Source organism: Nocardia sichangensis (genome assembly GCF_047200615.1).
In the GTDB taxonomy this organism is placed as follows: domain Bacteria; phylum Actinomycetota; class Actinomycetes; order Mycobacteriales; family Mycobacteriaceae; genus Nocardia; species Nocardia sichangensis.
In genome coordinates this window covers 168,559-193,820 of the sequence record NZ_JBJZOK010000006.1, presented here as the reverse complement: position 1 = coordinate 193,820, position 25,262 = coordinate 168,559, and the positions used below count along the sequence as shown (strand labels likewise).

Below are 25,262 nucleotides of genomic sequence, written 5' to 3'. Positions count from 1 at the left end.
AACGAGATTCCGGTGTCACGTCACAAAGGTGTCCGTTTTGCTCTAGCGTGAGCACGGTTGGTGCCGAGAGGGGTCGTGGATGCGTAGCGGGATGCTGAGTGTGGCGCAATTGCGGGACCAGGTCGATACGGGTGAGATCGACACGGTGCTGGTCGCCATGACCGACATGCAGGGGCGACTGCAAGGGAAGCGCTGCGCGGCACGCTATTTCCTGGACGAGGTGCTCGAGCACGCCACCGAGGCCTGCGGCTACCTGCTCGCGGTGGACGTGGACATGACGACCGTCGACGGATACGCCCTCTCGTCCTGGGAGACCGGGTACGGAGACGTCGTGCTGCGGCCGGATCTGCGCACGCTGCGGACGGCCCCGTGGTGGCCGGGCACCGCGCTGGTGCTCTGCGACGTCGAGCACGTGGTGCCGGAAGGGCGGGCGGTCGCGGCTTCACCGCGCCAGGTGCTGCGCAAACAGTTGGACCGGTTGAGCGAGCGCGGCCTGCGCGCGTTCGTCGGGACCGAACTCGAGTTCCTGGTGTTCGACGACAGCTACGAGGCGGCCTGGAACGCGGGGTACCGCGGGCTGACGCCGGCCAATCAGTACAACGTCGACTACTCGATGCTCGGCACCGGGCGGATCGAGCCGTTGTTGCGCCGTATCCGCAAGGAGATGGACGGCGCGGGGATGTATGTCGAGTCGGCCAAAGGCGAGTGCAACCCCGGCCAGCACGAGATCGCGTTCCGGTACGACGAAGCTCTGGTCACCTGCGACAACCACAGTATCTACAAGACCGGTGCGAAGGAGATCGCGGCGCAGGAAGGGCGCAGCCTCACCTTCATGGCGAAATACAATGAGCGGGAAGGCAATTCCTGCCATATTCATTTGAGCCTGCGCGGCGAGGCCGGCGAGCCGGTCTTCGCGGGGGACGGCGCGGACGGCATGTCGCCGTTGATGCGGCACTTCATCGCGGGCCAGCTGGACTGCTTGCGCGAGTTCACCTACCTGCTCGCGCCGAACATCAACTCCTACAAGCGATTCGTCGCGGGCAGCTTCGCGCCGACCGCGATCGCGTGGGGCCGGGACAACCGGACCTGCGCCATCCGCGTGGTCGGCGAGGACCATGGGCTGCGCTTCGAGAACCGGGTGCCCGGCGGTGACGTGAACCCGTACCTGGCCGTGGCCGCGCTGATCGCGGCGGGACTGCACGGCATCGACCGGAGCCTGCCGCTCGAGCCGGAATTCCACGGCAACGCCTATCACTCCGAGCGCCCCCGTGTGCCGCGCACGCTGCGCGAAGCGGCCCAGCTGTTCGGCGACAGCACGGTGGCCCGCGCGGCCTTCGGTGATGATGTAGTGGAGCACTATGGCAACGCGGCGCGGGTAGAACTGGACGCCTACGACGCCGCGGTCACCGACTGGGAGCGTATCCGTGGTTTCGAACGACTCTGAGGTCGCGGGAGCCCGTCCCGTGATCGGCCTGCCCACCTATGTGGAGCGGGCCCGCTTCAACGCGTGGGATCTGCCGTGCGCGGTGCTGCCGCACGCCTACGTCGAGATGGTGGCCGCCGCGGGTGGCATCCCGGTGCTGTTGCCGCCCGCCGGCGTCGCGCGTCCCGAGCTGGTGCGACGGCTCGACGGGTTGGTGCTGACCGGCGGCGCGGACGTCGATCCAGCGCGCTACGGCGGCCCTGCCGCCGGAATCCCCGGCTACACCAGGCCGGACCGGGACGAGTCGGAGTTCGGCCTGTTCGAGCTGGCCAGAGCCGCGGGCATGCCGATTCTCGCGGTGTGCCGCGGGCTGCAACTGGCGAACGTGGCGCTCGGCGGCACGCTGATCCCGCATCTGCCCGATGTGGTCGGACACGAGGAGCACTCCGGCGTCGAGGGCGGGTTCACCGCGACCCGGGTGCTGACCATCGCGGGCAGCCGGGTCGCGCGGCTGGCCGGTCCGGAGGTGAAGGTGAACTGCCACCATCACCAGGCCGTCGATCGGCTCGCCGAGGGCCTGACCGCCACCGCGTACGCCGCGGACGGCACGATCGAGGCCGTGGAGTCCACCAACGGGTCGTTCCTGGTCGGCGTGCAGTGGCATCCGGAGGCCGACGCCACCGATCGCAGGCTGGTGCGGGCGCTGGCCGAGGCGGCGGACACCTATCGAAGGGAGCGGGACTCGTGACGACAGCGCAGGTGCTCAACCCGGCGACCGAACAGGTGGTCACCACCGTCGAGCTCGTCGGCGAAGCCGAGACCGATGCCGCCGTCGCCGCGGCGCAGCGCGCGGCGGCCGGGTGGCGCGAGGTGGCGCCCGGCGATCGGGCGAGATTGCTGCGCCGGTTCGCCGAGGCGGTCGACGCGGATGTGGAGCAGCTCGCCCGGCTCGAGGTCGCCAACGCGGGGCACACCATCGGCAACGCGCGTTGGGAGGCGGGCAACGTCCGCGACGTGCTGCACTACGCGGCCGGAATGCCGGAACGGTTGCTGGGCAGTCAGATTCCGGTCGCGGGTGGGGTCGACATCACCTTCCACGAACCGCTCGGCGTGGTCGGCGTGATCGTGCCGTGGAATTTCCCGATGCCGATCGCGGCCTGGGGTTTTGCGCCCGCGCTCGCCGCGGGCAACACCGTGGTGCTCAAACCCGCCGAGCTGACGCCGCTGACCGCGCTGCGACTCGGTGAACTGGCGCTCGAGGCGGGCCTGCCCGAGGGTGTGTTCCAGGTGCTGCCCGGCAAGGGGTCGGTGGTGGGAGAGCGCTTCGTCACCCACCCGGCCGTCCGCAAGGTGGTGTTCACCGGTTCCACGGAGGTGGGCACGCGGATCATGGCGGGCTGCGCTCGGCAGGTGAAGCGGGTGACGCTGGAACTCGGCGGCAAGAGCGCGAACGTCGTGTTCGCCGACGCCGACCTGGAACAGGCGGCGGCGACCGCGCCCTACGGCGTCTTCGACAACGCCGGGCAGGACTGCTGCGCCCGCTCCCGGATCCTTGTGCAGCGCAGTGTGTTCGACCGGTTCCTGGAGTTGCTGGAACCCGCTGTGCAGGGGGTGCGCGTCGGCGACCCGTCCGACGAATCCACCGAGATGGGCCCGCTGATCTCGGCCGCGCACCGGGAGCTAGTGGCCGAGTTCGTGCAACCCTCGACCAAGGTCGCGTTCACCGGAAGCGCGCCCGACGGTCCCGGATTCTGGTATCCGCCGACCGTGGTGCTGCCCGGCGCGCCCACCGACCGGGTGCTCACCGACGAGGTGTTCGGGCCGGTGGTCGCGGTGGTCCCGTTCGAGGACGAGGCCGACGCGCTGCGCATCGCCAACGACACGAATTACGGCCTCTCCGGCTCGATCTGGACCCGCGACGTCGGCCGGGCGCTGCGCGTGGCCCGCGGTGTGGAGGCGGGCAACCTGTCGGTGAACTCGCATTCGTCCGTGCGGTACTGGACGCCGTTCGGCGGTTTCAAGCAGTCCGGGCTCGGGCGCGAACTCGGCCCGGACGCCGCGCTCGCCTTCACCGAGACCAAGAACGTCTTCCTCGCCACGTAGTGACACCCGCACATCCGACAGGAGATACGTTGCAGCGCTTACAGGATCGAGTCGCCGTCGTCACCGGCGGCGGGAGCGGTATCGGTCTGGCCACGGTCCGTCGCTTCGCGGCGGAGGGGGCGAAGGTGGTGGTCGCGGACATCGACGCCGGGACCGGCGAGGCGGCCGCCAAGGAGGTCGGCGGCCGGTACGTGCACGTGGACGTCACCGACGAAGACCAGGTCAAGGCCCTGTTCCAGACCGCGGTCGACACCTACGGCGGGCTGGACATCGCGTTCAACAACGCGGGCATCTCCCCGCCGGAGGACGATTCGATCCTGACCACCGGCATCGACGCGTGGCGGCGGGTTCAGGAGGTCAACCTGACCTCCGTGTACCTGTGCAGCAAGTACGCCATCGAGCACATGCTCGAGCGCGGCAAAGGATCGGTGATCAACACCGCCTCGTTCGTCGCGGTCATGGGTGCGGCGACCTCGCAGATCTCCTACACCGCCTCCAAGGGCGGCGTACTGGCGATGAGCCGCGAACTCGGCGTGCAGTTCGCCCGCGACGGCATTCGGGTGAACGCCCTGTGCCCCGGGCCGGTGAACACCCCGCTACTCCAGGAACTGTTCGCCAAAGACCCGGAGCGCGCCGCCCGCCGCCTGGTGCACGTGCCGCTCGGCCGGTTCGCCGAACCGGAGGAGATCGCCGCTGCCGTGGCCTTCCTCGCCAGCGACGATTCCTCGTTCATCACCGCGTCCCAGTTCCTGGTGGACGGCGGCATCGCGGGCGCCTACGTGACGCCGCTGTAGGACCTACTTCGGCGCGCCCAATCGTGCGCCGCCGTCGACGCGCACCACGATTCCGGTCGTGAACGCGTTGTCCACCAGGAATTCGATCGCGTGGGCCACGTCGTCGGCGGTGCCGACCCGCCCCACCGGCGTGGTCGCGGCGATCTGGTCGAAGACCTCGGTGCGCGCGCCGTCGGGCAGGAAGCTCCACCATTCGGTGTCGATCACGCCGGGGGACACCGCGTTCACGCGCAATGGCGCGAGCTCGACCGCCAGCACCGGAACCATCGCCTCCACACCGGCATTGACCGCCGCCAGCGCCGCGGTGGCGGGCATCGAGCCGCCCGCCGAGGCCGCCGACACCAGGGTGAGCGAACCGCCCTCGTTCAGGTGCGGCAGCGCGGCTTGCATCGCGGCGGCGTGCGGGAGCAGTTTGCCCTCGACGTGGCGGCGCAGATGCTCGAGTTCGAGCTCACGGAACGGCGTCGTGCCCGACGGTCCGGTCACGGTCACCACCACATGGTCGATCGGCCCGATCTCCGCGAAGAATCGGGTCAGTTCCGCCTCGTCACGCGCGTCCACGGTACGGCCGGTGACGTTCTCGCCGAGATCGGCCAATGCGGCCTCGAGCCTGCCCTTGTCGCGACCCGCGACGATCACCTCGTGCCCGTGGTCGGCGAGCCTGCGCGCCGCGGCCAGGCCGATGCCCGATGTACCGCCCACGATGACGACCCGGTTGCCCACAACATCCTCCTGATTTTCGAAGCTCTGTGTCTCGAAATATAAACGAGGCATGGTGTCTTGTAAAGTGTCGGCATGACCGGAACCCGTGGCCGCCCGCGCAGCGAGGAAACCAGGCGCGCCATCCTGCGCGCCGCGCTGGAACTGTGTGAACGGGACGGCTACCAAGACCTGACCATCAAGGCCATCGCCGACGCCGCGGGCGCGGGCAGGCAGACGGTGTATCGCTGGTGGCCGGACAAGGCCGCGGTGCTCATGGAGGCGCTGGCCGGGCTCGTCGAGGAGAACCCGGCATTGCGTGTGCGCGCCGAGTCCGCCGACGTGCTCGCCGAGGTCGAAGGCTTGCTCACCGCGACCTACGAGCTCACGCGCGAGCTGACGGGCCAGGCTCTGGTGGGACTGATGGCCGACGCGCAACGCGATCCGGCGCTGTCCGAGCGATTGCAGGACGCCGTGATCGGCCCGCGTCGTGAGGTGTTGCGCACGCTGCTGCGACGAGGTGTGGACAGTGGTCGGTTCACCGGGGCGGTGTCGTTGGACCTCGTGGTCGATTTCGCTTTCGGAGTGATGTGGTACCGCCTGCTCGGGCGGCACGCTCCGGTCGACGGGGCGTTGGCGAGGGAAGTCGCCGCGGGTATCGCCGCCATGCTCGGGCCGAAGTGAGCGCGAGCGCCGTCGTATCGCGACCGTCGTGGAGGCGGTGACCGGTGCGACTCGAGTGCATATGTGACCGGCATCACAATTGCTAGTTGAGTCGCAGGTCAGCGCAGATGTGTTCGCCCTCTTCCTGTTACGTGACTGTTTGCCCGGGGCGAATCCTGGGTATCGGTCTGTTTCGTGCCACACCTTCGGTTCTCGCGGCCGGAGGTGGAACGAACCGAGGTCCGTGACGGACTGGAGAGGACGTGCACGTGACCGATCGAACTTCCGAGAGTTTCCCGCTGCGACGTTCCGTCGCGGCCTCCGCCATGGGCAACGCGACCGAATGGTTCGACTACGGCGTCTACGCGGCCACCGCGACGTATCTGACCGATGCCTTCTTCCCCGGGGAACTGGGCACGCTCGGCACCATGCTCGGCTTCGCCATCTCGTTCGTGCTCCGGCCGCTCGGCGGCATGGTGTGGGGCCCGCTCGGTGACCGCATCGGCCGTAAAGCCGTGCTGGCCACCACGATCCTGCTCATGGCCGCCGCCACCGGCGCCATCGGCGTGTTGCCCACCCACGCGTCCGTCGGCGTGCTGGCGCCCATCCTGCTGATTCTGCTCCGCGTGGTGCAAGGCTTCTCGACCGGCGGCGAATACGGCGGCGCGGCAACGTATCTCGCCGAGTGCGCGTCCGACCGCAAACGCGGATTCCTCGGCAGTTTCCTCGAATTCGGCACGCTCGCGGGCTTCGTCGGCGGCTCCGCGACGGTGCTGGCCTGCCAGCTCGCGCTCGGTTCGGACACCATGCACGACTGGGGCTGGCGCATCCCGTTCCTGATCGCCATCCCGCTCGGCCTGACCGGCTGGTACCTGCGGGCCCGGCTCGACGAGAGCCCGGTGTTCACCGAGGTCGCCGAGCACAAGCGCCCGCCAGGCGGTCTGCGTGAGGTGGTGACCACCTACCGGCGCGAGACGCTGACGCTGGCCGGACTGGTGGTCGCGCTCAACGTGGTCAACTACACGCTGCTGACCTATCAGCCCACCTATCTACAGAAAACGATCGGCTTGGGCGAATCGGCCACCACCGCGATGATGCTGCTCGGTCAGTTGGTGATGATGCTGGTGCTGCCCTTCTTCGGCCGGCTGTCCGACAACGTCGGCCGCCGCCCGATGTGGTTGTTCTCGCTGACCGGCCTGAGCGTGCTCGCGGTGCCGATGTACTGGCTGATGGGCCAGGGCACGGCATGGGCGATCTTCGGCTTCATCGTGCTCGGACTGTTGTACCTGCCGCAGTTGTCCACCATCAGCTCCACCTTCCCCGCGATCTTCCCGACCCATGTCCGGTACGCGGGCTTCGCGCTGGCCTACAACGTCTCCACCGCGATCTTCGGCGGCACCGCCCCGCTGATCAACGAGGCCGTCATCGAGGCAACCGGCTGGTCGCTGTTCCCCGCCGTCTACATGGTCGGCGCTTCCCTGATCGGCCTGGTCGCCTGGAACTACCTGCGCGAAACCGCCGGAACCTCGCTGCGCGGCACCGAAGTCCCCGACGCGGGTGAGTCGACTCCGGACCCGAATCCTGACCTCCCCGCCCAGCCCGCGTTCTGAATCACGGCGTCGAAACATCCGGTGGGAGTGTGCGCGGTCGTATCGGCCACCTGAATGCCGAGCCGCCACGAGCCTGTGCGTCGATCGATGACGGAACATCGTTGATCTCAGCGGACACCGCCCGCCAAGTCGGCGAGACGTTCGTACATCAGGGCCAGATCGCGCTGGTAGCCGAAATCGGATGGCGCCGAGCGCACCAGATGGTCGGCGACAGCGAGTCCGCGGCGGAAATGCTGGGCCGCGCCGGCGATATCGCCGGTGTCGCGAGCGAGGCTGCCCAGTTTGTCGCAGCAGGACAGCAGATCGCGGCGATAGCCGAGGTTGCCCGGGTCGGCGGCCGACAGTTCCTCGGCGATCTCGGCCGAGCGGTTGTACCAGTCCCGCGCGGCATGGTGGTCGCCGCTCGCTCGCGAGAGAGTGCCGAGGCGGTCGTAAGTGACCGAGAGGTCGCGGCGGTAAGAGGGGTTGGACGGCTGAGAGTCCACCAGAGCGAGATCGATGGTCATGGCGTTCCGGTACGCGCGATCGGCTTCGGCGAGGTCGTTCCGTGCACGGGCATGGTCGCCGAACCGGTGGTAGCAGAACGAGAGATCTCTGCGGTAGGTGCTGTTGTCCGGCGCGGATTCGACCAGGCTCGCGGCGACCGCGATGGCGTGCTCGTACAGTCGCGTCGCCTCTCCGTGATCTCCCTGGGCGGCTACGACTCTGCCGAGCGCGTTGTAGGCCAGCAGCAGATCACGCCGATACCGAAGGTTCACCGGGTCGGCGGCCGACAGTTTCTCCGCATGAATCAGGGCAGGCCTGCAGTGGGTCGCCGCGCCGTCGTAGTCGCCCTGATCCATCGCCAACGAGCCCAGCGCATCGTGGACGACCAAGAGGTCGCGACGATATTGGAGATTGCCAGGTGCGCTCGCGGCCAGATCCTCCGTGCCCTCCAGCGCACGTCGGTAGAACCGGGCGGCTTCGCCGAAATCGCGCCATTCTCTGGCGATGTCGCCGAGCACATTGCACGTGACGACGAGGTCGCGGCGGTACTGCGGATTGGTGGGGTCGGCGGCGAGGAGTTCCTGTGTGAGAGCGAGGGCGCGATGGTAGTGCCGGATGGCCTCGTGCGGATCGCCGTTCGCGCGGATCGCCCCGCCGAGCCGGTCTACGGTGATCGAGAGGTCGCGTCGGTATCCGAGGTTCGAGGGTTCGGCAGCGACGAGCGCTTCGGCGATCTCCATCGAGCGCCGGTACAGGCGGATCGCTTCGTCCAGATCTCCTCGAGTCCGGGCCATTTCGGCGAGCTTGTCGTAGCCGATCGAAAGATCCCGCTGGTACTGGAGGTTGTCCGGATCGGCATCGACCAGTTCTCGCGCCATGCTGATCGCGAGCTGGTAGCGCCGAGCGGCCTCATCGAGGTCGCCGGTGGCCGACGCCAGATCGCCCAGCTTGTTGTAGGACACCGAGAGATCGCGTCGATAGAGCGTATTCCCCGGGTCGGCCGCGGCGAGTTCTTCGGTGAGGAGGAGCGTGACCCCGTAGTGGCGCGCGGCTTTGTCGGCATCGCCCGCGGCGTGGGCGATGTCGCCGATCTTCTCGTTGACGACAGCGAGATCGCGGCGATACACGCGGTTCGCGGGTTCGGCCTCCGCGAGTTCTTCGACGATGGCGAGCGCGCAGTAGTGCAGTCTGGTCGCCGTGTCGACCGCGCCCGCTTTCCGTTCCAGATCGGCCAGTTTGCCGTACGACACCGACAGATCGCGGCGGTAACCGGAGTCGGCCGGTTGCGCGGTGGCGACACGTTCCCCGATGGCGACGGAGCGTCGGTACAGGCGTCCGGCTTCGGCCGCCCTGCTCGCGAGCGGGGTGAGTTCACCGTCGGAATCGCGCTCCTCGGCGAGGGGGCTGTCGAGGTCGTCATCGAGACCGAGGAGGAACGCGCGGCGGTACAGTCGCCCGGCTGCCCGCGTGTCGCCTGCGGCGCGGAGACGATCGCCGATCTCGATCAAGGAGAGCGTCAGCTGTCGCGTGCTCCCGGAGTTCGACCCGTCGGCCGGCCTATTCGGTATCGAGCTGAGGAGGAGATGGGTGATCGAGCCGGGAAGCCGGACTTCCGGGTCGCCCTTGGAGGAATCCGCGATGTATTCGGCCAACCGGCGATGATGAGCGGCGACATACTTCGCGCAGGTGGAGGCGATGTATTCGTCTGTCGTGCGGAGCCGGGAGAGGATTTCGAAGCATCGCTCGCGCTGGCGGAGAGAAGCGCTGTGCACGCCGTCGGCCAGCAGCCGTACCCCGGCGTCTGTTTCCGCGCGCAGCGCCTGACCGACGAGCGCGTCGCCGAGCGGGCCGGGCGAGGGATCGAGATACCGCTCGCTCGGGAACTGGGACCGCAGCCACTGGACGAGCGCCACCCGGTCGGCGGCGGTATCGGGTCCATTCCCGAAGACGACTGTCATCAGCTGTTCCGCCTCGGCGGAATCATCCGCGCCGAACAAGGTCGCCACCGCGACGGCACGGCGCAGGTCGGCTTCGGGAACTCCGTCCGGAGCGGTCTCCTGCCACTCGCGAAACGGATCGATCGCTTCCGCGGAGCTCTGCGGGCGGGGCGTCGGAGCCGGTTCGGCGCCTTCGAGCGTTTGATCTTCGAACATGCGATCCCCCAATGGATTTCGTGAGCGAAAGAGCGCCGATCCTGGTGCTCAGGCTAACAGCGGGGTCCGACAGGTTCGGGCTCGTCGTTGTATGGGATCGCGTCGTGGATGTGGGACTCGGTCACGCCGAGGAGGGTGACTCGTCGTCCTCCGGCCAATCGTCCTCGATGACCAGCGTCCCGTCGCGCAGCGCGGTCGCGTACTGGTCGGCGACCAGGTCGGCCGGGTAGGTCGGCCAATAGGAGACCGCGCCGGTGGGCTTGTCGATGACGCAGACGGAGCCGCCGACGATCACCGGCGGACTGTCCGGGTCGACGTGCGGCGAGCGGGGGAAGGTGGCGACGGCGACGAAGCAGGTGTCGAACTCCGCTAGCTGATAGGTGATGCCTCGATCGGCGTAATCGCCGTTGGTGAGATGCCGCTCGGCGATCCGGTGTGCCTCGGTCGGGTCCACCGGTGTGGTCGCGTCGGTGGGGTAGGCGTGGATGTCCATGTGTCGATGGCAGCGGGGGTGTGGCCGCCTGCTCCTTCCGGGTCTCTGGATAGCACGATGGCGGCTCGGCGCAAGCCGGTTTGCGGTCAGTCGAAATGGATGGTGGACAGCATCTTGCGGGCCAGGATCTCCGGATCGGAGTCGGTGGCCAGTGCTGAATTATGCAGTGCGCCTTCGCGCCACAGCGAAGCGAAGCCGTGCACCAGCGACCACGCGGCGAGTCGGGTCGACAACTGACGGTCTTGACTGTGGCTCGGCTGGATGCTCGAAACGCCGGAGCGCAGCGCCGACCCGGATCGTTCTCGCGCGGCGCGCAGAGTCTCGTTCTCCGCGTGGAGAAGGCTGTGCCGGAACATCACGTCGAAGTGTCCCGGATGCTCGCGCGCGAAGCGAATGTAGGCCACCGCGACCTCGCGAAAGTCCGAACCGGCCTGCGCGAGCTGTTCGGCCAGCAGTTCGAATCCCTCGGTGGCCAACGCGGTGAGCAGTCCTGCTCGATCACCGAAGTGGTGGGCGGGTGCGGCGTGCGAGACGCCCGCGTGCCGGGCCAGGTTGCGCAGGGAGAGCGCGTCGACGCCGTCGGCGGCGATCCGTTCGGCGGCGGCGGTGAGCAGTGCCGCGCGGAGATCTCCGTGGTGATAACCGTCCTTCGCCATACCTCGATGGTGACCCATCATCTAGACATTGACAAGTTCATGACCGCGGCCGTATCTTTCCACTGTCAAGATTTGCTCTTCGATCCACAGGAGATCCCGATGGCACCGCTGGTCGTCCTCGTCGCCGTCACCGCACTCGCCCGGCTCATCGGCTGGCTCACCGGCAACGGCTGGCTCGATTCGTGGGCGCACGCGACCGCGCTCGGGCTGGCCGCGATGCTCGCGCTCACGTCGAGCGCGCACTTCCTCCAGCCGCGCCGCGACGCTCTGGTCGCCATGGTGCCGCCCCGGCTGCCGAACGCCCCGGCGCTGGTGACGTTGACCGGTGTGCTGGAACTGGCGGGTGCGGTCGGCGTCCTCATTCCCGCGACCGCCGACCTGGCCGCGGCCTGCCTGATCGCGCTGCTGGTGGCGCTGTTCCCGGCGAACGTCCGCGCCGCCCGCGCCGAACTGGGCATCAAGACCATGCCGCTGCCGCTGCGGGCGCTGGTTCAGGTCCTGTTCATCGCGGCCTGCGTGGTCATAATCGTCGGCTGAGAACGGCGAAAGGCCCGCTCACGCATCGCAATCGATGGGTGAGCGGGCCTTTGCCGGGTCGGCGTTCAGCTGCCCCGCAATGCCTTGGCTATGGTGCGGCGCATGAACGGCCGCGCGATGTCCTCGGGCAGGTTCGCCCAGGCCAGGAAGAACCGCGTGAGCGGGTCGAGCGCGATGTGGTGGCGGCCGCGTTCCAGGCCGCGCACGGCGGCCTCGGCGACGCGCTCGGCAGGCATCGGCTCGATCGACCCGGTGATCGCCTTGGTCTCGACCGGCTTACGGGTGTTCTCCATGGCCAGCCCCGGTGTGTCGGTGTCGGCCGGATAGATCACCGTGACGTCCACGCCTTTCGGCTCCACTTCGTAGCGCAGGCACAACGCCAGCTGCCGGATGCTCGCCTTGGTCGGTCCGTAGGCGGTATACCCGGTGATGCCGAGAAACGCCGACGTGGAGCTGACCAACAGGATCTTTCCCCTGGACCGCTCCACCATGCCGGGCAGCACCCGCCGCACCGCGTGCACCGCGCCGAGATAGTTCGCCGACATCTGCGCCTCGAACTCGTCGGGCCGCACTTCGAGGAACCGCCCGGGCAGCGCGAGACCGGCGCAGCAGGCGATGACCTCGCACGGTCCGTTGCGCTGCTCCAGTTCCGTGATGGCCGAGGCGAGTTGGTCCGCGCTCGTGACGTCCGCGGCGGCCCAGTCCGCGCCCAGTCGTTTCGCGGTGTCGCGCAGCGGAAGCTTCCGCCGCGCGATGAGCGAGACCTGCGCCCCACGCCCCGCGAAGGCCTCCGCCACCGCGGCGCCGATCCCTTCCGATCCTCCGGTGACGATGACGTGCTTGCCGACCCAGTCCTTGACCCGTGCCATCGCGGCGACTCAGGCTCGACTGGCGGTGACGATGTCGGCGATCCGGTCCCGCCACAGCAGATAGGTGGCGGAGCTGCCGTCGTCGGGCAGATCATCGAGCGAACTCTCGATCAGCGCGTCGGTCTTCGCCACGGTGGTCCCGCAGAAGACCTGCGCCGCCGCTTCGCTGTGCTCGTTGACGCTGTTGGTCTGCTGCCGGATGCGGGCGACCATGGCCGAGCCCAGCGACAGCTGCGGCCGGAACTCGCCGGCCACGTCCCAGAGTTCCTCCATCGCAGCCGATTCCACGCCGCCCGCGAAGGTGACGGCGATGCCGACGCCGCTCCACAGATCGGCGTGCCGTTTCGGCTCGAACTCGCCGATCAGCCGCACGACACCGGCCGGGCTGCCGCCGCCGATGAACCACAGCGCGCGGCCCATGCCCTGGTCCGCGATGCGCTTCAGGTTGTCGCGGTCGCCGAGCCAGCCGGGGTAGCGGGTCTCGACGTGCTTGTCCCGCACGTAGCGCTGCATCTGGAAGAACGCCTTGTAGAAGCCGTAGCCGTCGATGGCGAGCCAGCGGAACAGCGGGTGCTGCGGGAACAGCTTCTTCCACCGGAACTTCGGGATCTTCGCCATGGCGAGGCCGACGCCGACGTACATGGTCAGCGCGTATTCGCTGGCCGGGCCGTCGATCAGGTCGGCGGCGCGCCGGCCGGGCGAGAGCGAGTCGACAGCGGTGAGGCCGACTGCCGCGCCCTCGTAGGCGAACCCGCGGTACTTCGGCGGCACCCGCAAGAGGGTGGCGATCAGCTCGTCGTTGTCGGAGCTGCGGACCGCGGAGTCGATGCCGCCGACCAAATGCATCGTCACCTGCTCGAGTTCGAGCGCGGTGTGCTGGTCGGGCTGCTCGAACCCGCTGAGCACCTGGCGGACACTGGCCGGACTGGGGACGAACAGGGCCGCGCGCAGCGGACCCAACGGCGAGGGCATGGGGTTCTCCAATCGTCGGAGGAGTGGGGGATCGTCACAGGATCAAGCGACGGAAGCCGCCGTCGAAGAAGGTCAGCGCTCCCGTGGCGGCCGGTTCGGCGTCGCGTTGGGCGTGTACGACCTCGCCGACGACGATGCTGTGGTCGCCGCTGTCGAATACGGCGTCGAGCTTGCACTCCAAGCCCGCGGCCGCGTGCGCCAGCATCGGCGCCGCGGTGTGCGGTCCGGGGAACCACTCGACCTGGTCGAATTGCGCGCTGCCGTCGGGGCGCGCCGAGTCGGCGAAATACCGGGCCACCGGCTCCTGGTCCGCCGAAAGCACCGAAACGGCGAACGCGCCCGCCTCGTGGATCGCCCGGTGCAGGCGCGCCGTATGGGCGACGCACACCAGGATCAGCGGGGGATCCAGCGAGACGGACGTGAACGCGTTGGCGGTCATGCCGTGCGGCCGTGGCCACCCGGTGGTGACCACGGTGACACCGGTGGTGAACGCGCCGAGCACGCGGCGCAGCTCGGCGCGGTCGGTCATGAGCGGGCGGCCTCCTTCTCCGGTTCGGGTTCACCCGCGATGTCGGCCTCCAGGTCGTCGGCCACCACGGGCTGCTCCGCCGCTTCCGGCGCGGCGCCCCGTTGCCGCCACCATTCGGCGATGCCGCGCACCCACCAGTAGACGCCGCGCGCGCCGCAGACGATGACCAGCGCGATGAACAACCCGTAGGAGATGTGCAGCGCGGTGACCACGCCGTACATGATGCCGACCGAGGCGCCGAACATGATCTGCTGCTTCTTGCCCGACGGGGTGGTGCCCGGGTCGGTGACCATGTAGTTGGTGAACAAGACGAACGCCAGACCGGTCATCATGCTCAGGCCGGCCAGGATCGAGATGTTCGGTTCGATGAGCCCACGCACGATGGCCTGCAGCGCGAACGCGCCCACCCACGCCATGATCAGCGGCATCTTCAGCGTCAGCTTGGCGTTGAGCATGGTGCCGGTCGTGAGCAGGCCGAGCACGATGAGCGCGTCCGCCGGTCCGGTGATGTATTCGGTGAAGTGGTACGGCGGTGCCACCGCGATCATCGGGAACACCAGGAAGCACACCACGACACCGAAGTTCGACGGGTTCATGAAGTGGCGCATCTTGCCGTTGATCTTGGCGCGCAGCACCCACTTCGTGCCGACCGCGACCACGATGCCGAAGATCACCGGCCACAGCTTGTCGTGCGCGAAGGTCAGGAAGTTGAACGCCAAGCCGGTGATGTGCGCGGGCAACAGGAATTCGAACAACCCACGCGGTCCGCGGCCGCGGAAGGCGGGCGCGCGCTTGTACGCCCAGGCCGCCAGGACCTCCAGCCCGATTTCGGTGGTGTAGGCGGTGGCCAGTGCGATGAACGGCCAGAGGAACGGCTGCTCGAAGCCGAGCAGCGGGAACCCGATCAGGTTGAAGATCGTGATCGAGATGGCGAAGTTGCGCAGCGCCAGGTAGCGCGGATCCTTCGTCGCCGCGGGCTTTTCCATCCATTCCTTGGCGAATTCGGTGCCCGAGCGCTGCATCGACGAGATGCGTTCGGCGGTGGTCGTCGGTGCGGCCGTGCCGTTGCTTTCGGGAGCGGCACCGTTGCCGTTGGCCGCGCCGTTGCCGTTGGCCGCCGATGTGTCGTGATGACCGTTCGAGGCGGCTTTCGCCTCGCCCGGATCCTTGTTGTCGTTGTCGCTCATCGCTGCTTGACCTCCTGCGCGTCCGAGGCGAGGTTCACGGTGTGCCAGCCCGGCGCGAGCTGGAGGGATTGATCGTGCGGGGTGCCGTTGGTCTCCCGCCAGCGGAGCGTGACGTTCAACGGGGCGGCCGGATCGACCTCGCCGAGGCCGATGTGCACCTCGGTGGCCCGCTTGCCGGTGTGCCCGCTGCCGCCGTCGAGGTGGCTGGTGAGCAACCGGCCGTCCGGGGTGCGGACCTCGACCTGGGCGTCCACCGCCGGAACGCCCTGCGGGGGCAGACCGGCGACGGTGGTCGTGGCCGCGTTGCCCTCCCAAGCCTGCTTGAACAGCTTCAGGCCCAGGAACTGGCCGCCCTTCGCCTTGTTGTTGTGGTAGAAGGTCGGGTCGCCCCACTGGCGGGCGACGGCGAAGCTGAGCGCGCCGTTGCCGGATGTGTCGCCGACCGCGATGCCGCGCGAGGGCACCGGGGTGTCCATGCCGAGCGCGTGGGTGAGGTTGGCGAACTTGCCGTCGTCACCGCGGCTGAAGAAGCCGACCGGATCGCTGCCCGCCAGATCGGCGTCCGAGCTGATGATCGGCCAGGCCCAGGGGTACCTGGTCAGGTCGTCGTTCATGGTGCCGAGTTCCTGGATCTGCGGCCACCGGTTGGTCTCACCCTTGATCATGCCGGTCGCCTGGATCAGTTCGTTGCGGCCGTCGTTGTCGAAGTCATCGATCTTGGCGTCCCAGCCCCAGGTCTCCCAGGCCAGCCCGACGTCCGTGGCGCGGTTCTTGAACGGCGCGACGCCATCGGCCAGTTGACGTGCCGCGTCGGCGGTGTCTTTGGCCGTGTTGTAGAACGCGAAGTGGCCTTCCATGAGCGCGAAGCGCACGGCGATGTTGCTGACGAACAGGTCGGGCATGCCGTCGCCGTTCAGGTCGCCGAAGTCGGCCGCCATGCCCTTGTCCGAATCATGGCCCATCACATAGGACTTTGGCTCGGTGATGCCGCGTTCACCCTCGGCGTAGCCGAAGCGGATCTGGCCCGGTGTGGACTTGTTGACGAACAGGCGGTCGCGCCCGAAGTCGTTGGCCACGTACAGCTCGGGAAGCTGATCGCCGTTCAGGTCGGCCGCGGCGGCGGCCAGCGCCCATCCGGTGTCCATGCCGATCGGGAACGGGTTGGCCACCTCGCGGTACTCGGCGGTCGGCTCGTCACCCGATTTGGCGGAGGCGAGGGTGAAGATGCGATCCTTGCCGCCGTTGCGCGCGTTGGACAGCGAGTCGGTCATCCACAGCGCGAGCTGGCCGTCCTTGGAGAGCACGTCCATGTCGTTGAAGTACTGGCCCAGGTAGATGTCCGGCTTGCCGTCACCGTCGAAGTCGGACACCGAGACCGCCGCGGTGATCCAGCGCTGGCCCTCGTAGTGCCCGTCCGGGGTGTTCGGGGACGGCACGATGTCGACCGGGCGGAACGCCTTGGCGTCCAGGTGGGTCGCGTTGGCGCGCTGCAGGTACAGGATCGGCGTGCGGCCGTAGTACGACACCAGCGCGTCCATGCGGCCGTCACCGTTGAAGTCGCCCGGGATGCAGCCGGACGGAACCGTGGAGGAGTCGGCGGGCAGCGGCCGCGGATCGAGCACGAAGGGCTCGTACCGGGCGGTGTTGCTGTCCGGCGTCGGCGTGATGAAGGCCGTGTCGGAGCGGGGGTCGACCACGCACAGGTCGTCGGCAAGCCGGTTGCCGTCGAAGTCGTTCATCGCGATGGCCGCGCCGACCGAGGAGATCCAGGCCGACAGGTGCTTGTACGGCTCGCGCAGCTCGCGGATCTTGCGGTCGGTCGGCAGGCCCTTGGGCAGCGCGATCGGCATCGCGGTGAAGTCGAACTTGCTCGCGATGGGGCCGCCCGCCTCGTCGTAGGTGGGCAGCAGCGCCGACCGTGCGGGAATGAACAGCGAGCCCATCAGCAGCAGCGCCACCCCGGGCACCACCGCCTTTCGGAGGAGGGATCGATTGATGGGAATTTTCACGAGTGCTGCTCCTCATGGGCGAGTGTGAATTGCTGTCCCGCGGTGTCCGCGAGTCCGTCGAGCACCTCGCGCAGCGTGGCCAGCGCCTGGTCCATTTGCTGCTCGGTGTGCCTGCAGTTGATGAAGAACCGCAGCCTGGCCTCTCCCGCCGGGACGACCGGGTGGGTGATGGCGTTCACGCTGAAGTCGCGTTGCAGCATGGCCAATGCCGCCAGCACGGCCGGTTCGTCGGCGCCGGTCATCACGGGGATGATCGGCGAACCCTCCGACGTGCCGATGTCGAAGCCGTAGTCCTTGGCGCGGCGGTGGAAGTACTCGCTGTTGTGCCGCAGCCGCGTCACGCGTTCCGGCTCGTCGCGCAGGACCCCGAGCCCGGCCAGGGCGGCGCCGATCGCCGACGGGGCCGGGGCGGCGGTGTACATGCTCAAACCGCCCGCGACGTACTTGAATCCGTCGACCAGTTCCCGGTTGCCCGCGAGGTAGCCGCCGACGCTGCCGAGCGCTTTGGACAGCGTGCCCATCCAGACGTCCACGGCGTCACCGGGCAGGTCGAACAGCTCGCGCACACCGTGCCCGGTGGCGCCGAGGGTGCCGAACGAATGCGCCTCGTCGATCATGATCGAGCAGTCGTAGCGCCGGGCCACCTCGATGATCTCGGGCAACCGCACCACGTCGCCGTCCATGCTGTAGAGGCCCTCGATGATCACCATGGCCCGGTCGAAGCTGCGCCGCGACATCTTGAGGATCGTCTCGAGCGACTCCGGATCGTTGTGCCGGAAGGAAACTCGCTTGCAGCGCGACCACTCCGTGCCGGAGACCACGCTGTGGTGGATCAGCGCGTCACAGACCGCGAGATCACGCTTGCCGAGCAGGAATCCGACCGCGGCGGCGTTGGTGAGGTAGCCGCTCGCGGTCACCAGCGCCGCCTCGGTGTCGTAGATGCGCGCGATCTCGGCTTCCAGTTCGCGATAGATCGGCAGCTCGCCCGCCACGATCCGGACCGCGGCGGCGGAGGTGCCGTACTGATCGATCGCGTCCTTGGCGGCCTGTCGTACCCGGGGGTCGGCGGCCAGGTCCAGGTAGCCGAAGCTGCTGAAGTTCACCACGTCCCGATCGGCCATCCGGGTCACCGCGCCGCTGATGCCCTCGTGCGGCAGGTAGTACGGGTTGACCAGACCGACCTCGTTGACCCAGGCGTCGAACCGCCCGAACCGCTGCGCGGCCTCGAGCACGCCGGGGTGGTCACGGAACGACGTGTGCGCGACTCCGCGCGACGCGCTGTTGCCGGTCGCCGCGGTAGGGACGGCGGGGCCGTCCGCGGCACGCGCGCCGTTGCCGGTCGCCGGGGCGGTGTTCTCGCCGTTGGCGTGCCTGGCCAGCAGTGCGCGGGCCAGTTCCCTGTTGTTGCCGGTCATTCGTCCTCGCTCCTCGCCGCGCGCTCTTCTTCCTGGACAATCTGCTCGGCAATTCGCGCGCCGAGCCCGCGCAACGTCAGTCCGATCACGGCGAGCACCGACAGCTGGGTGCCGAGCACTTGCACCACGCGGGCGCCGAACTCCATGCCCATCAGCGAATCCATGCCGAGCTCGGGCAGCGGGGTGTTCAGATCGATCGTCTCGGCGTCGACGCCGAGCACCGCGGCCAGCTGCTCGGCGAGCAGGTAGGCCACCACCTCGCCGCGCTGCTCCACCCCCAGTTGAAGGATCTCCGCCCGCAGCGCGCCCGCGCCCGACGCCCCGCCGCCCGCGGCCGCCACCTGGTCGGCGAAACGCGGTGTGCGGGTGGACGGGCGATGCGCCAGCGCCCACTGACTCCAGTCCACGTCGAACAGCACGATCTGCGGCAGGTTCAGCCGCAAGCACTCGCCCAGCAGATCGGTGGCCACGTCCATGTCCACCGAGCGGTAACCGGTCATCTCCGCATATCGGCTGACCGCCTCGTAATCGGCCATGCCGCCACCACCGCTCATGAAGCCCCAGTTCACCGCGAGTGCGGCAGCGCCGCGGGCCCGGCGGGCGGACGCGATCATGTCCAACACGGAATTCGCTGCCGCGTAGCCGAATTGGGGCGAGATGCCGACGATGCTGCTCGCCGAGGAGAACAGCACGAACATGTCGAGGTCGATATCGGCGGCGGTGACGGCGGTGTCCAGGTTGACCGCACCGGCGACCTTGGGCCCGAAGATCTCCGCCAGCGACTCGGCGGTGATCTGCGGGACCTCGAGGTTGTTCACCACGCCGGCCGCGTGGAACACCCCGCGCAGGGGATGTCCGCTGGCCTGAATGCGTTCGACCAGCGCGGCGACGGCGTCGTAGTCGGCCATGTCGAGACGCTCCTCGACGACCTCCACGCCCGTGGCGGTGAGCTCGGCGACCGCGGCGCGGGCCGCGTCACCGGTCGCGCCGCTGCGTCCGGCCAGCACCACGCGCCGCGCGCCGATCCGCACCAGCCAGCGCGCGGTGGCCAGACCGAACGCGCCGAAGCCGCCGGTCACCAGGTAGCTGGCCGCGGGGTCGATCGGCAGACTCGGCCGCTTGGCCAGCACGGTCGGTTCCGGCTCCCGCAGATCGAGCACGACCCGGCCGATCTGCTTGGACCGCACCACGGTCTCGAACGCCTCGGCGGTCGACGTGAGCGGGAACGCGGTGTACGGCAGGTACTCGTAGGTGCCGTCGTTCAGCGCGTCCATCGCCCGGCGCGCCGCGCGGCGGACCAGTTCGGGGCGCACGGCCAGGGCGCGGTCCATGTCCACGGCGAAGAACGACAGGTTCCGGTCGAAGGGGCGCAGGTCGATCGCGCCGCCGCCGTAGATGTCGGCCTTGCCGATCTCGATGATCCGCCCGAACTCGGCGGCCGCCCGCAGGTTCTGCTGAAGGATCTCGCCGGGGGAGGAGTTGTAGACCACGTCGACGCCACGTCCCGCGGTCAGGCCGAGTACGTCGTCGACGAAGCTGATCGAACGCGAGTTGACCACCTCGTGCGCCCCCGCCGCCGCGGCCACCGCTCGGCGCTCTTCCGAGCCCGCCGTCGCGATCACCCGCGCACCGAGGCGCACCGCCACTTGGACCGCGGCCATGCCCATGCCGCCCGCCGCGCCGTGGATCAGCACCGTCTCACCCGGTCGCAGGTGCGCGAGCTCGCCGAAGGCGAATTCGGCGGTGAGGAAGGGCAGTACCGAGCTGGAATGGCACGGGTCGAGCTCGGTGTCCGGGTAGTCGAGTGGCATCGTGGCGCCCTCGTCGGGCCGGAGGGTGACGTACCTGCGAACCAGGTCCCTGGCACACACCGACATCTCGTCCCCGACGGCGACCTCGGTCACTCCCGGGCCGACGCGCTCGACTACGCCGAAACCGTCCATACCCAGGTCGGTGCCGAAATACGTGCCGGCCAGCTCCTTTTCGGTGAGCACACCGAGCACCTTGAGCGCGTCCTTGTAGTTCAGGCCCACCGCGTCCATCCGGATCTCGACCTCGCCCGGCCCCGGCGGCACGCGATCGACCGCGCGCCACGCCAGGTCCGACAGCAATCGGGAGCGCGGAACCTCCAGGCGGAAAGAGGTTTCCGGGTCGGTCAGCGGCGCGGCCTCGTCCCAGACCGCCAGATGGTCGCGCAGGGACTTGCGCAGATGCAGCGCCCAGCACGCGCCCGCCCGCAAGGCGACCTCGTCGGCTCGTCCGTCGCCGAACACCTGCTCCACGATGTCCGCGGCGCGCGTAGTGGATTCGGTGTCGACCAGTCGCCACTGCACCGCGGGCTGCTCGTTGCGCAGCGTGCGCCGGGCGCCGGTGAGCGCGGCCTGCGCGGGATGGGCGAAGGCGTCGACCGGCAGGCAGAACGCCTGCTCGGTGACCACCACCGCGCGCACCTCGGTCGCCGGGGCGTCGTCGTCCTCCTCGCCGACCACCAGTTCGCCGACCGCTTTGGCGACCTGGGCGAGCCCGTAGGCGTTGGGCACCGCGTCCAGTTCGGCGCCGGACACCACGACGAGGCGACCGCGCGTCACGCCGGGCCGCTCCTGCGCGGCGCGCAGGGCGGCGAGGACACGATCGGAGGCGTCGGCCTCCTCCGGTTCCAGGGTCAGGATCTCCGCCGACGCTCGCGCGCTGCCGATTTCCTTCGCGCGCTGGGAGACGGTGCTGCCCAGGCTGACCACGAGCAGGAACTCCTCCCCGTCCGCGGGTTCGTCGGCGGTCGCGGTGTCGTCGACGATGGACCACACCGGCTCGTAGAACAGCCCGTCGAGCTGCTCGTGCAGATCCGGATCGCCCCCGAGGGCGGCAAATCGTACACCTGAAAGATGCAGTGCCACGGCACCTTCCGGCGAAGCGACGGTGATGTCCGCGCACAGCGGGTCGCCGTCGACGCGGCGGACGAGCACGACGGCCTGCTCGGGCAGCGGGCCGGTCCAGCGGACCCCGGCGACCGAGGACGGCACCACGACGCTCGCGCCGTGCGCGGTCTGCGCGTACAGCGCCGCGAAACATTGCAGCGCGGCGTCGACCGCCGCGGGATGGGCCAGATGCGGCAGGCTCGGCGCGCTCCCGGCCAGCGGCGTGAGATCCAGCCGGGCCAGCACGGAGTCGGAACCCACGCTGGCGGCGGTGATCAGCCGGAAGCTCGGTCCGTAGGCGAGGCCGTGCGCGGCCAGGCCGTCGTAGAGCGTCGCCGCGGACACCTCCACCGCGTCGGCCGCCGGGGTGAGGTCGACGGAGCGCGCGTCGACGTCCGCCTCGATCAGCCTGCCGTACGCGTTGACGGTCCAGGTGGTCGCGGTGGCGGCGCGCGAACGCAGGGTGAACCTGTGGGTGGTCTCCTCGACGGTGAGACGCAATACCGGCACGTCGTGCCTGCCGATCACCAGCGGCGCGACGAACTGGACCGACTCCAGCCCGAAGCAGGCGCGACCGGTCCGCACCGCGACGGCGCTGAGCGCGGCGTCCAGATAGGCCGCGCCCGGCAGCACGACGGAACCGTCCACCACGTGATCGGGCAGCCACGGCAGCGCGGCCACCGACAACTCGACTTCCCACTCCGGCGCGGACGCCGCGGTGCGCTGGCCGAGCATGACGTAGCCGTCGACCGCGCCGACGCGGTCCGCCTCGATCGCCGGGTCCTCGGTCCACAGCGTGCGGCGTTGCCACGGGTAGCGAGGCAGATCCAGATGCGCCACAGGCGTTTCCGTCGCGCCCGGTGCGTGCGCCGTGTCCAAGCCGCCCGTCTGGTACAGCTCGCCGACCGCGCGCAGCAGGTTGTCGCGGTCGTCGGCGTTGCGGGACAGCGTGCTGATCGCCGCGCCGTCCAGGCCGCGGCGCACGAACGCCTCCTTGATGTTGCCGCTGAGCACCGGGTGCGGTCCCACCTCGAGGAAGACCCGGTGGCCTGCGTCGAGCAGGCTGTCCACGGCCGCGCCGAACCGCACCGGCTCGCGTACGTTGCGGCACCAGTACTCGGCGTCCCAGTCGGGGCCGGACAGTTCCCCGCCGGTGACGGTGGACCAGATCGGCACCCGCGCGGGTCGTGGCGCGAGTCCGGCGAGCACGGTGGTGAGTTCGCCGAGGATGGGGTCCATCAGGTGGCTGTGGTAGGGCACCTCGACGCGCAGCGCCCTGGCGAAGACGCCTTCGGCGGTGAGTTCCTCCCGAATACGGTCCAATTCGGCCGAGTCGCCGGACAGCGTCGCCGCGGAGTGGCTGTTGATCGCCGCGACGCAGACGCCCGCAACGCCCGCGAGACGCTCGCGCAGTTGGTCTTCCGACAGGCCGACTGCGAGCATGCCGCCGGTGCCCGCGGTGGTGGCCTGCAACCGGGCGCGGTGATAGCTCACCAGCAGCGCGTCGTGCAGCGACAGCGAGCCCGAGGCGTAGGCCGAGGCCACTTCGCCGACGCTGTGGCCGACTACCGCGGCGGGGTGGATGCCGAGTTCGGCGAATTCGGCCAGGAGCGCGGCCTGGACCAGGAAGTTCGCCGGCTGCGCGTACGCGGTTCTGGTGATCTGCGACTCCGCCTCCGGGCGCAGCAGTTCCTCGACGATCGACCAGCCCGCGATGTCCTGGAAGATTTCGTCGATCGATCGCGCGGCGGCGGCGAAATGCCCGTCGGCCTCGAGCAGGCCACGGGCCATGCCCCACCACTGCGGGCCCATGCCGCTGAACACGAACACCGGCCGGGTGGAGCCGTCGGTGAGCGCGCGGGCGGGTGACTTGCTCGCGCCCGCGGCGAAATCGGCCAGCTGCGCGCGGAGATCGTCGGTGTCGCGGTAGGCGAACGCCGCGCGGATCGGATGGTGCGCCCGCTGCGTCCACGCCGCCTCGGTCACCGCGTCCGCGGGGATGGTCTCGGTCAGGTCGTGCACCTGGGTGGCCATCGTGCGCAACGCGGTCTCGTTGCGGGCCGACAGCGGCAGCACCGTGATCGGCCCGCGCGTCCGCTCCTGCGCGGGCGCTTCCGGCGCACGGGTGAGGACCGCATGGGCGTTGGTGCCGCCGTAGCCGAAGCTGTTGACCGCCACCGCGGCCCGGCCGTCGTCGTTGGGCAGCGGTTCGGTCTCCAGCGGAATGCGCACTCGCAGTTCGTCGAACCGGATCTCCGGGTTCGGGTTGTCCAGCCGCAGTTGCGGTGCGATGACGCTGTGGTGCAGCGTCAGCGCGGCCTTGATGAGACCCGCTACGCCCGCGGCGGCCTCGGTGTGGCCGATGTTGTTCTTCACCGAGCCGACCGGCAGCGGTTCGTCGCGGCCCTCGACCGCTCCGTACACCGCGCCGAGCGCGGCCAATTCGAGCGGGTCGCCGACGGGCGTGCCGGTGCCGTGCGCCTCCACATAGCGGACGTCGTGCGCGTCGATGCCCGCCAGCCGGTGCACCCGCCGGGCCAGCGCCTCCTGCGCGGCCGGGTTGGGCACCGGGATGGCCAGCGTACGGCCGTCCTGGTTCACGCCGCTGCCGCGCACCACCGCGTAGATCCGGTCGCGGTCGCGGACCGCCGCGTCCAGCGTCTTCAGCACCACGGCGCCCGCGCCCTCACCGCGCCCGTAGCCGTCGGCGGCCGCGTCGAAGGACTTGCACCGGCCGTCGACCGCGAGGAACCGGCCCTTGCACATGGAGATGAACGCCTCGGGTCGCAGCATCGCGTTGGCGCCGCCGACGATCGCCGTCTCGCACTCGCCCGACTCCAGCGCCAGCACCGCCTGGTGCAGCGCGACCAGGGAGGAGGAGCAGGCGGTGTCGATGGTCATGGTGGGCCCGAGCAGATCCAGCAGGAACGCGATGCGGGCCGACAGCAGCGTGTGCGACGAGCTGGTCGGGCTGTGGCTGTTGATCGAGGCCCTGGCCACCGAACCGCTGCGCACCAGCGCGTTGTCGTTCATGAAGCCGCCGACGAACACGCCGACCTCGCGGCCGCCGACCCGGCCCGCCATCCCCGCGTCGTCGAGCGCCTCCCAGGCGACCTCGAGCAGCAGCCGCTGCTGCGGATCCATGATCGACGCCTCACGCTGGGAGATGCCGAAGAACTCGGCGTCGAAGTCCCACAGCGACTGGGTCAGGAATCCACCATGCCTGGTGTACATCCGCCCCGGGGCGTCCGGGTCCGGGTCGTAGAACTTCGCGAGGTTCCAGCGGTCCGCCGGTACTTCCACGATCCCGTCGCCCTTGTGCACGACGAGATCCCAGAAAGTGTCCGGTCCGTCGATGCCGCCCGGAAAACGGCAGCCGATACCGACAATTGCTACATTGGGCATGAAAAATCCCCTGATGCTCGGGCATTCGGAAACGCAGACGGTTTCACATCGGCGTCGTCGAATCAGCGTGGAGACAGCCGGAATCGCGGCGCCGGTAAACCTGTTCGGCCGTGGGCGTCGTCCGGCGGTGAAGTGGTTCCGCGGTAGGAGGTCAGTGTCCACCCATGGTAGGAGCGGCGATTCGCGAAGGTCAATACGGAATCGTGCGGGCGGTTACCGAAAACCATTGCTGGGCAAGTAATGCCGAATTCATCATCAACGCAGTTCAGAGGGGGTATGACGGGATTATTCCGGCGTTATTACAGAGTTATCGAGCGGTGGAACCGGTGTGAATTACATCGTTA

At 69.1% G+C, this 25,262-nt stretch carries 18 protein-coding genes; 7 read left to right on the top strand and 11 right to left on the bottom strand.

Annotated elements, in window-relative coordinates:
* Positions 1 to 79 precede the first annotated feature (79 nt).
* The 4 genes from ACL03I_RS10980 to ACL03I_RS10965 are packed head-to-tail and all read left to right on the top strand — an operon-like array spanning position 80 to position 4,320.
* Positions 80 to 1,444: a glutamine synthetase family protein gene (locus tag ACL03I_RS10980; protein ID WP_412805818.1), complete on the top strand. Its 1,365-nt coding sequence runs from the start codon at positions 80 to 82 to the stop codon at positions 1,442 to 1,444.
* On the top strand, positions 1,425 to 2,171 hold the full coding sequence (locus tag ACL03I_RS10975; RefSeq protein ID WP_412805817.1) for a gamma-glutamyl-gamma-aminobutyrate hydrolase family protein: 747 nt from the start codon (positions 1,425 to 1,427) through the stop codon (positions 2,169 to 2,171). The genes ACL03I_RS10980 and ACL03I_RS10975 overlap by 20 nt, the downstream gene beginning before the upstream one ends.
* Positions 2,168 to 3,526 carry an aldehyde dehydrogenase family protein gene (locus tag ACL03I_RS10970; RefSeq protein WP_412805816.1) on the top strand — a complete coding sequence of 453 codons (1,359 nt, stop codon included), beginning with the start codon at positions 2,168 to 2,170 and terminating at the stop codon, positions 3,524 to 3,526. Before ACL03I_RS10975 ends, ACL03I_RS10970 begins: the two co-directional genes overlap by 4 nt.
* On the top strand, positions 3,526 to 4,320 hold the full coding sequence (locus ACL03I_RS10965; protein WP_397276950.1) for a 3-oxoacyl-ACP reductase: 795 nt from the start codon (positions 3,526 to 3,528) through the stop codon (positions 4,318 to 4,320). The genes ACL03I_RS10970 and ACL03I_RS10965 overlap by 1 nt, the downstream gene beginning before the upstream one ends.
* A 3-nt stretch (positions 4,321 to 4,323) precedes the next feature.
* On the opposite strand, the gene ACL03I_RS10960 is transcribed toward ACL03I_RS10965, so the two are convergent.
* A complete protein-coding gene (locus ACL03I_RS10960; RefSeq protein WP_412805815.1) occupies positions 4,324 to 5,043 on the bottom strand; it encodes an SDR family oxidoreductase in 720 nt (239 codons plus the stop codon).
* Between the two features lie 72 nt (positions 5,044 to 5,115).
* Here ACL03I_RS10960 and ACL03I_RS10955 point away from each other — a divergent pair, with 72 nt between their 5' ends.
* Positions 5,116 to 5,703, top strand: a complete 588-nt coding sequence (locus ACL03I_RS10955) for a TetR/AcrR family transcriptional regulator (protein WP_355077747.1) — start codon at positions 5,116 to 5,118, stop codon at positions 5,701 to 5,703.
* Positions 5,704 to 6,008: 305 nt separating this feature from the next.
* Positions 6,009 to 7,292 carry an MFS transporter gene (locus ACL03I_RS10950; RefSeq protein WP_412805881.1) on the top strand — a complete coding sequence of 428 codons (1,284 nt, stop codon included), beginning with the start codon at positions 6,009 to 6,011 and terminating at the stop codon, positions 7,290 to 7,292.
* A 107-nt stretch (positions 7,293 to 7,399) separates the two neighbouring features.
* On the opposite strand, the gene ACL03I_RS10945 is transcribed toward ACL03I_RS10950, so the two are convergent.
* From ACL03I_RS10945 to ACL03I_RS10935, 3 genes are all read right to left on the bottom strand, one after another.
* Entirely contained in the window at positions 7,400 to 9,931 is a 2,532-nt protein-coding gene (locus tag ACL03I_RS10945) for a tetratricopeptide repeat protein (RefSeq protein ID WP_412805814.1), read from the bottom strand.
* 121 nt (positions 9,932 to 10,052) lie between these two features.
* Positions 10,053 to 10,424 carry a hypothetical protein gene (locus ACL03I_RS10940; RefSeq protein WP_355077744.1) on the bottom strand — a complete coding sequence of 124 codons (372 nt, stop codon included), beginning with the start codon at positions 10,422 to 10,424 and terminating at the stop codon, positions 10,053 to 10,055.
* Positions 10,425 to 10,510: 86 nt separating this feature from the next.
* Positions 10,511 to 11,080, bottom strand: a complete 570-nt coding sequence (locus ACL03I_RS10935; RefSeq protein WP_355077742.1) for a TetR/AcrR family transcriptional regulator — start codon at positions 11,078 to 11,080, stop codon at positions 10,511 to 10,513.
* Between the two features lie 99 nt (positions 11,081 to 11,179).
* On the opposite strand from ACL03I_RS10935, the gene ACL03I_RS10930 reads away from it, so the two are divergent.
* Positions 11,180 to 11,617: a DoxX family protein gene (locus ACL03I_RS10930; protein WP_355077740.1), complete on the top strand. Its 438-nt coding sequence runs from the start codon at positions 11,180 to 11,182 to the stop codon at positions 11,615 to 11,617.
* Positions 11,618 to 11,682: 65 nt separating this feature from the next.
* Here the strand turns inward: ACL03I_RS10930 and ACL03I_RS10925 are convergent, their stop codons facing one another.
* The 7 genes from ACL03I_RS10925 to ACL03I_RS10895 are packed head-to-tail and all read right to left on the bottom strand — an operon-like array spanning position 11,683 to position 24,918.
* Positions 11,683 to 12,486, bottom strand: coding sequence for an SDR family oxidoreductase (locus tag ACL03I_RS10925; protein ID WP_355077738.1), 804 nt, complete (start codon positions 12,484 to 12,486; stop codon positions 11,683 to 11,685).
* 9 nt (positions 12,487 to 12,495) lie between these two features.
* Positions 12,496 to 13,458 (bottom strand): DUF1702 family protein, encoded by a 963-nt coding sequence (locus tag ACL03I_RS10920; protein WP_356961059.1) that lies wholly within the window; start codon positions 13,456 to 13,458, stop codon positions 12,496 to 12,498.
* 34 nt (positions 13,459 to 13,492) lie between these two features.
* On the bottom strand, positions 13,493 to 13,987 hold the full coding sequence (locus tag ACL03I_RS10915) for a flavin reductase family protein (RefSeq protein WP_412805813.1): 495 nt from the start codon (positions 13,985 to 13,987) through the stop codon (positions 13,493 to 13,495).
* Positions 13,984 to 15,174, bottom strand: coding sequence for an enediyne biosynthesis protein (locus ACL03I_RS10910; RefSeq protein WP_412805812.1), 1,191 nt, complete (start codon positions 15,172 to 15,174; stop codon positions 13,984 to 13,986). Before ACL03I_RS10910 ends, ACL03I_RS10915 begins: the two co-directional genes overlap by 4 nt.
* Positions 15,171 to 17,183, bottom strand: a complete 2,013-nt coding sequence (locus tag ACL03I_RS10905; protein ID WP_412805811.1) for a CRTAC1 family protein — start codon at positions 17,181 to 17,183, stop codon at positions 15,171 to 15,173. The genes ACL03I_RS10910 and ACL03I_RS10905 overlap by 4 nt, the downstream gene beginning before the upstream one ends.
* A complete protein-coding gene (locus ACL03I_RS10900; protein WP_355077728.1) occupies positions 17,180 to 18,598 on the bottom strand; it encodes an aminotransferase class I/II-fold pyridoxal phosphate-dependent enzyme in 1,419 nt (472 codons plus the stop codon). The genes ACL03I_RS10905 and ACL03I_RS10900 overlap by 4 nt, the downstream gene beginning before the upstream one ends.
* Positions 18,595 to 24,918 (bottom strand): type I polyketide synthase, encoded by a 6,324-nt coding sequence (locus ACL03I_RS10895; protein WP_412805810.1) that lies wholly within the window; start codon positions 24,916 to 24,918, stop codon positions 18,595 to 18,597. The genes ACL03I_RS10900 and ACL03I_RS10895 overlap by 4 nt, the downstream gene beginning before the upstream one ends.
* Positions 24,919 to 25,262 lie beyond the last annotated feature (344 nt).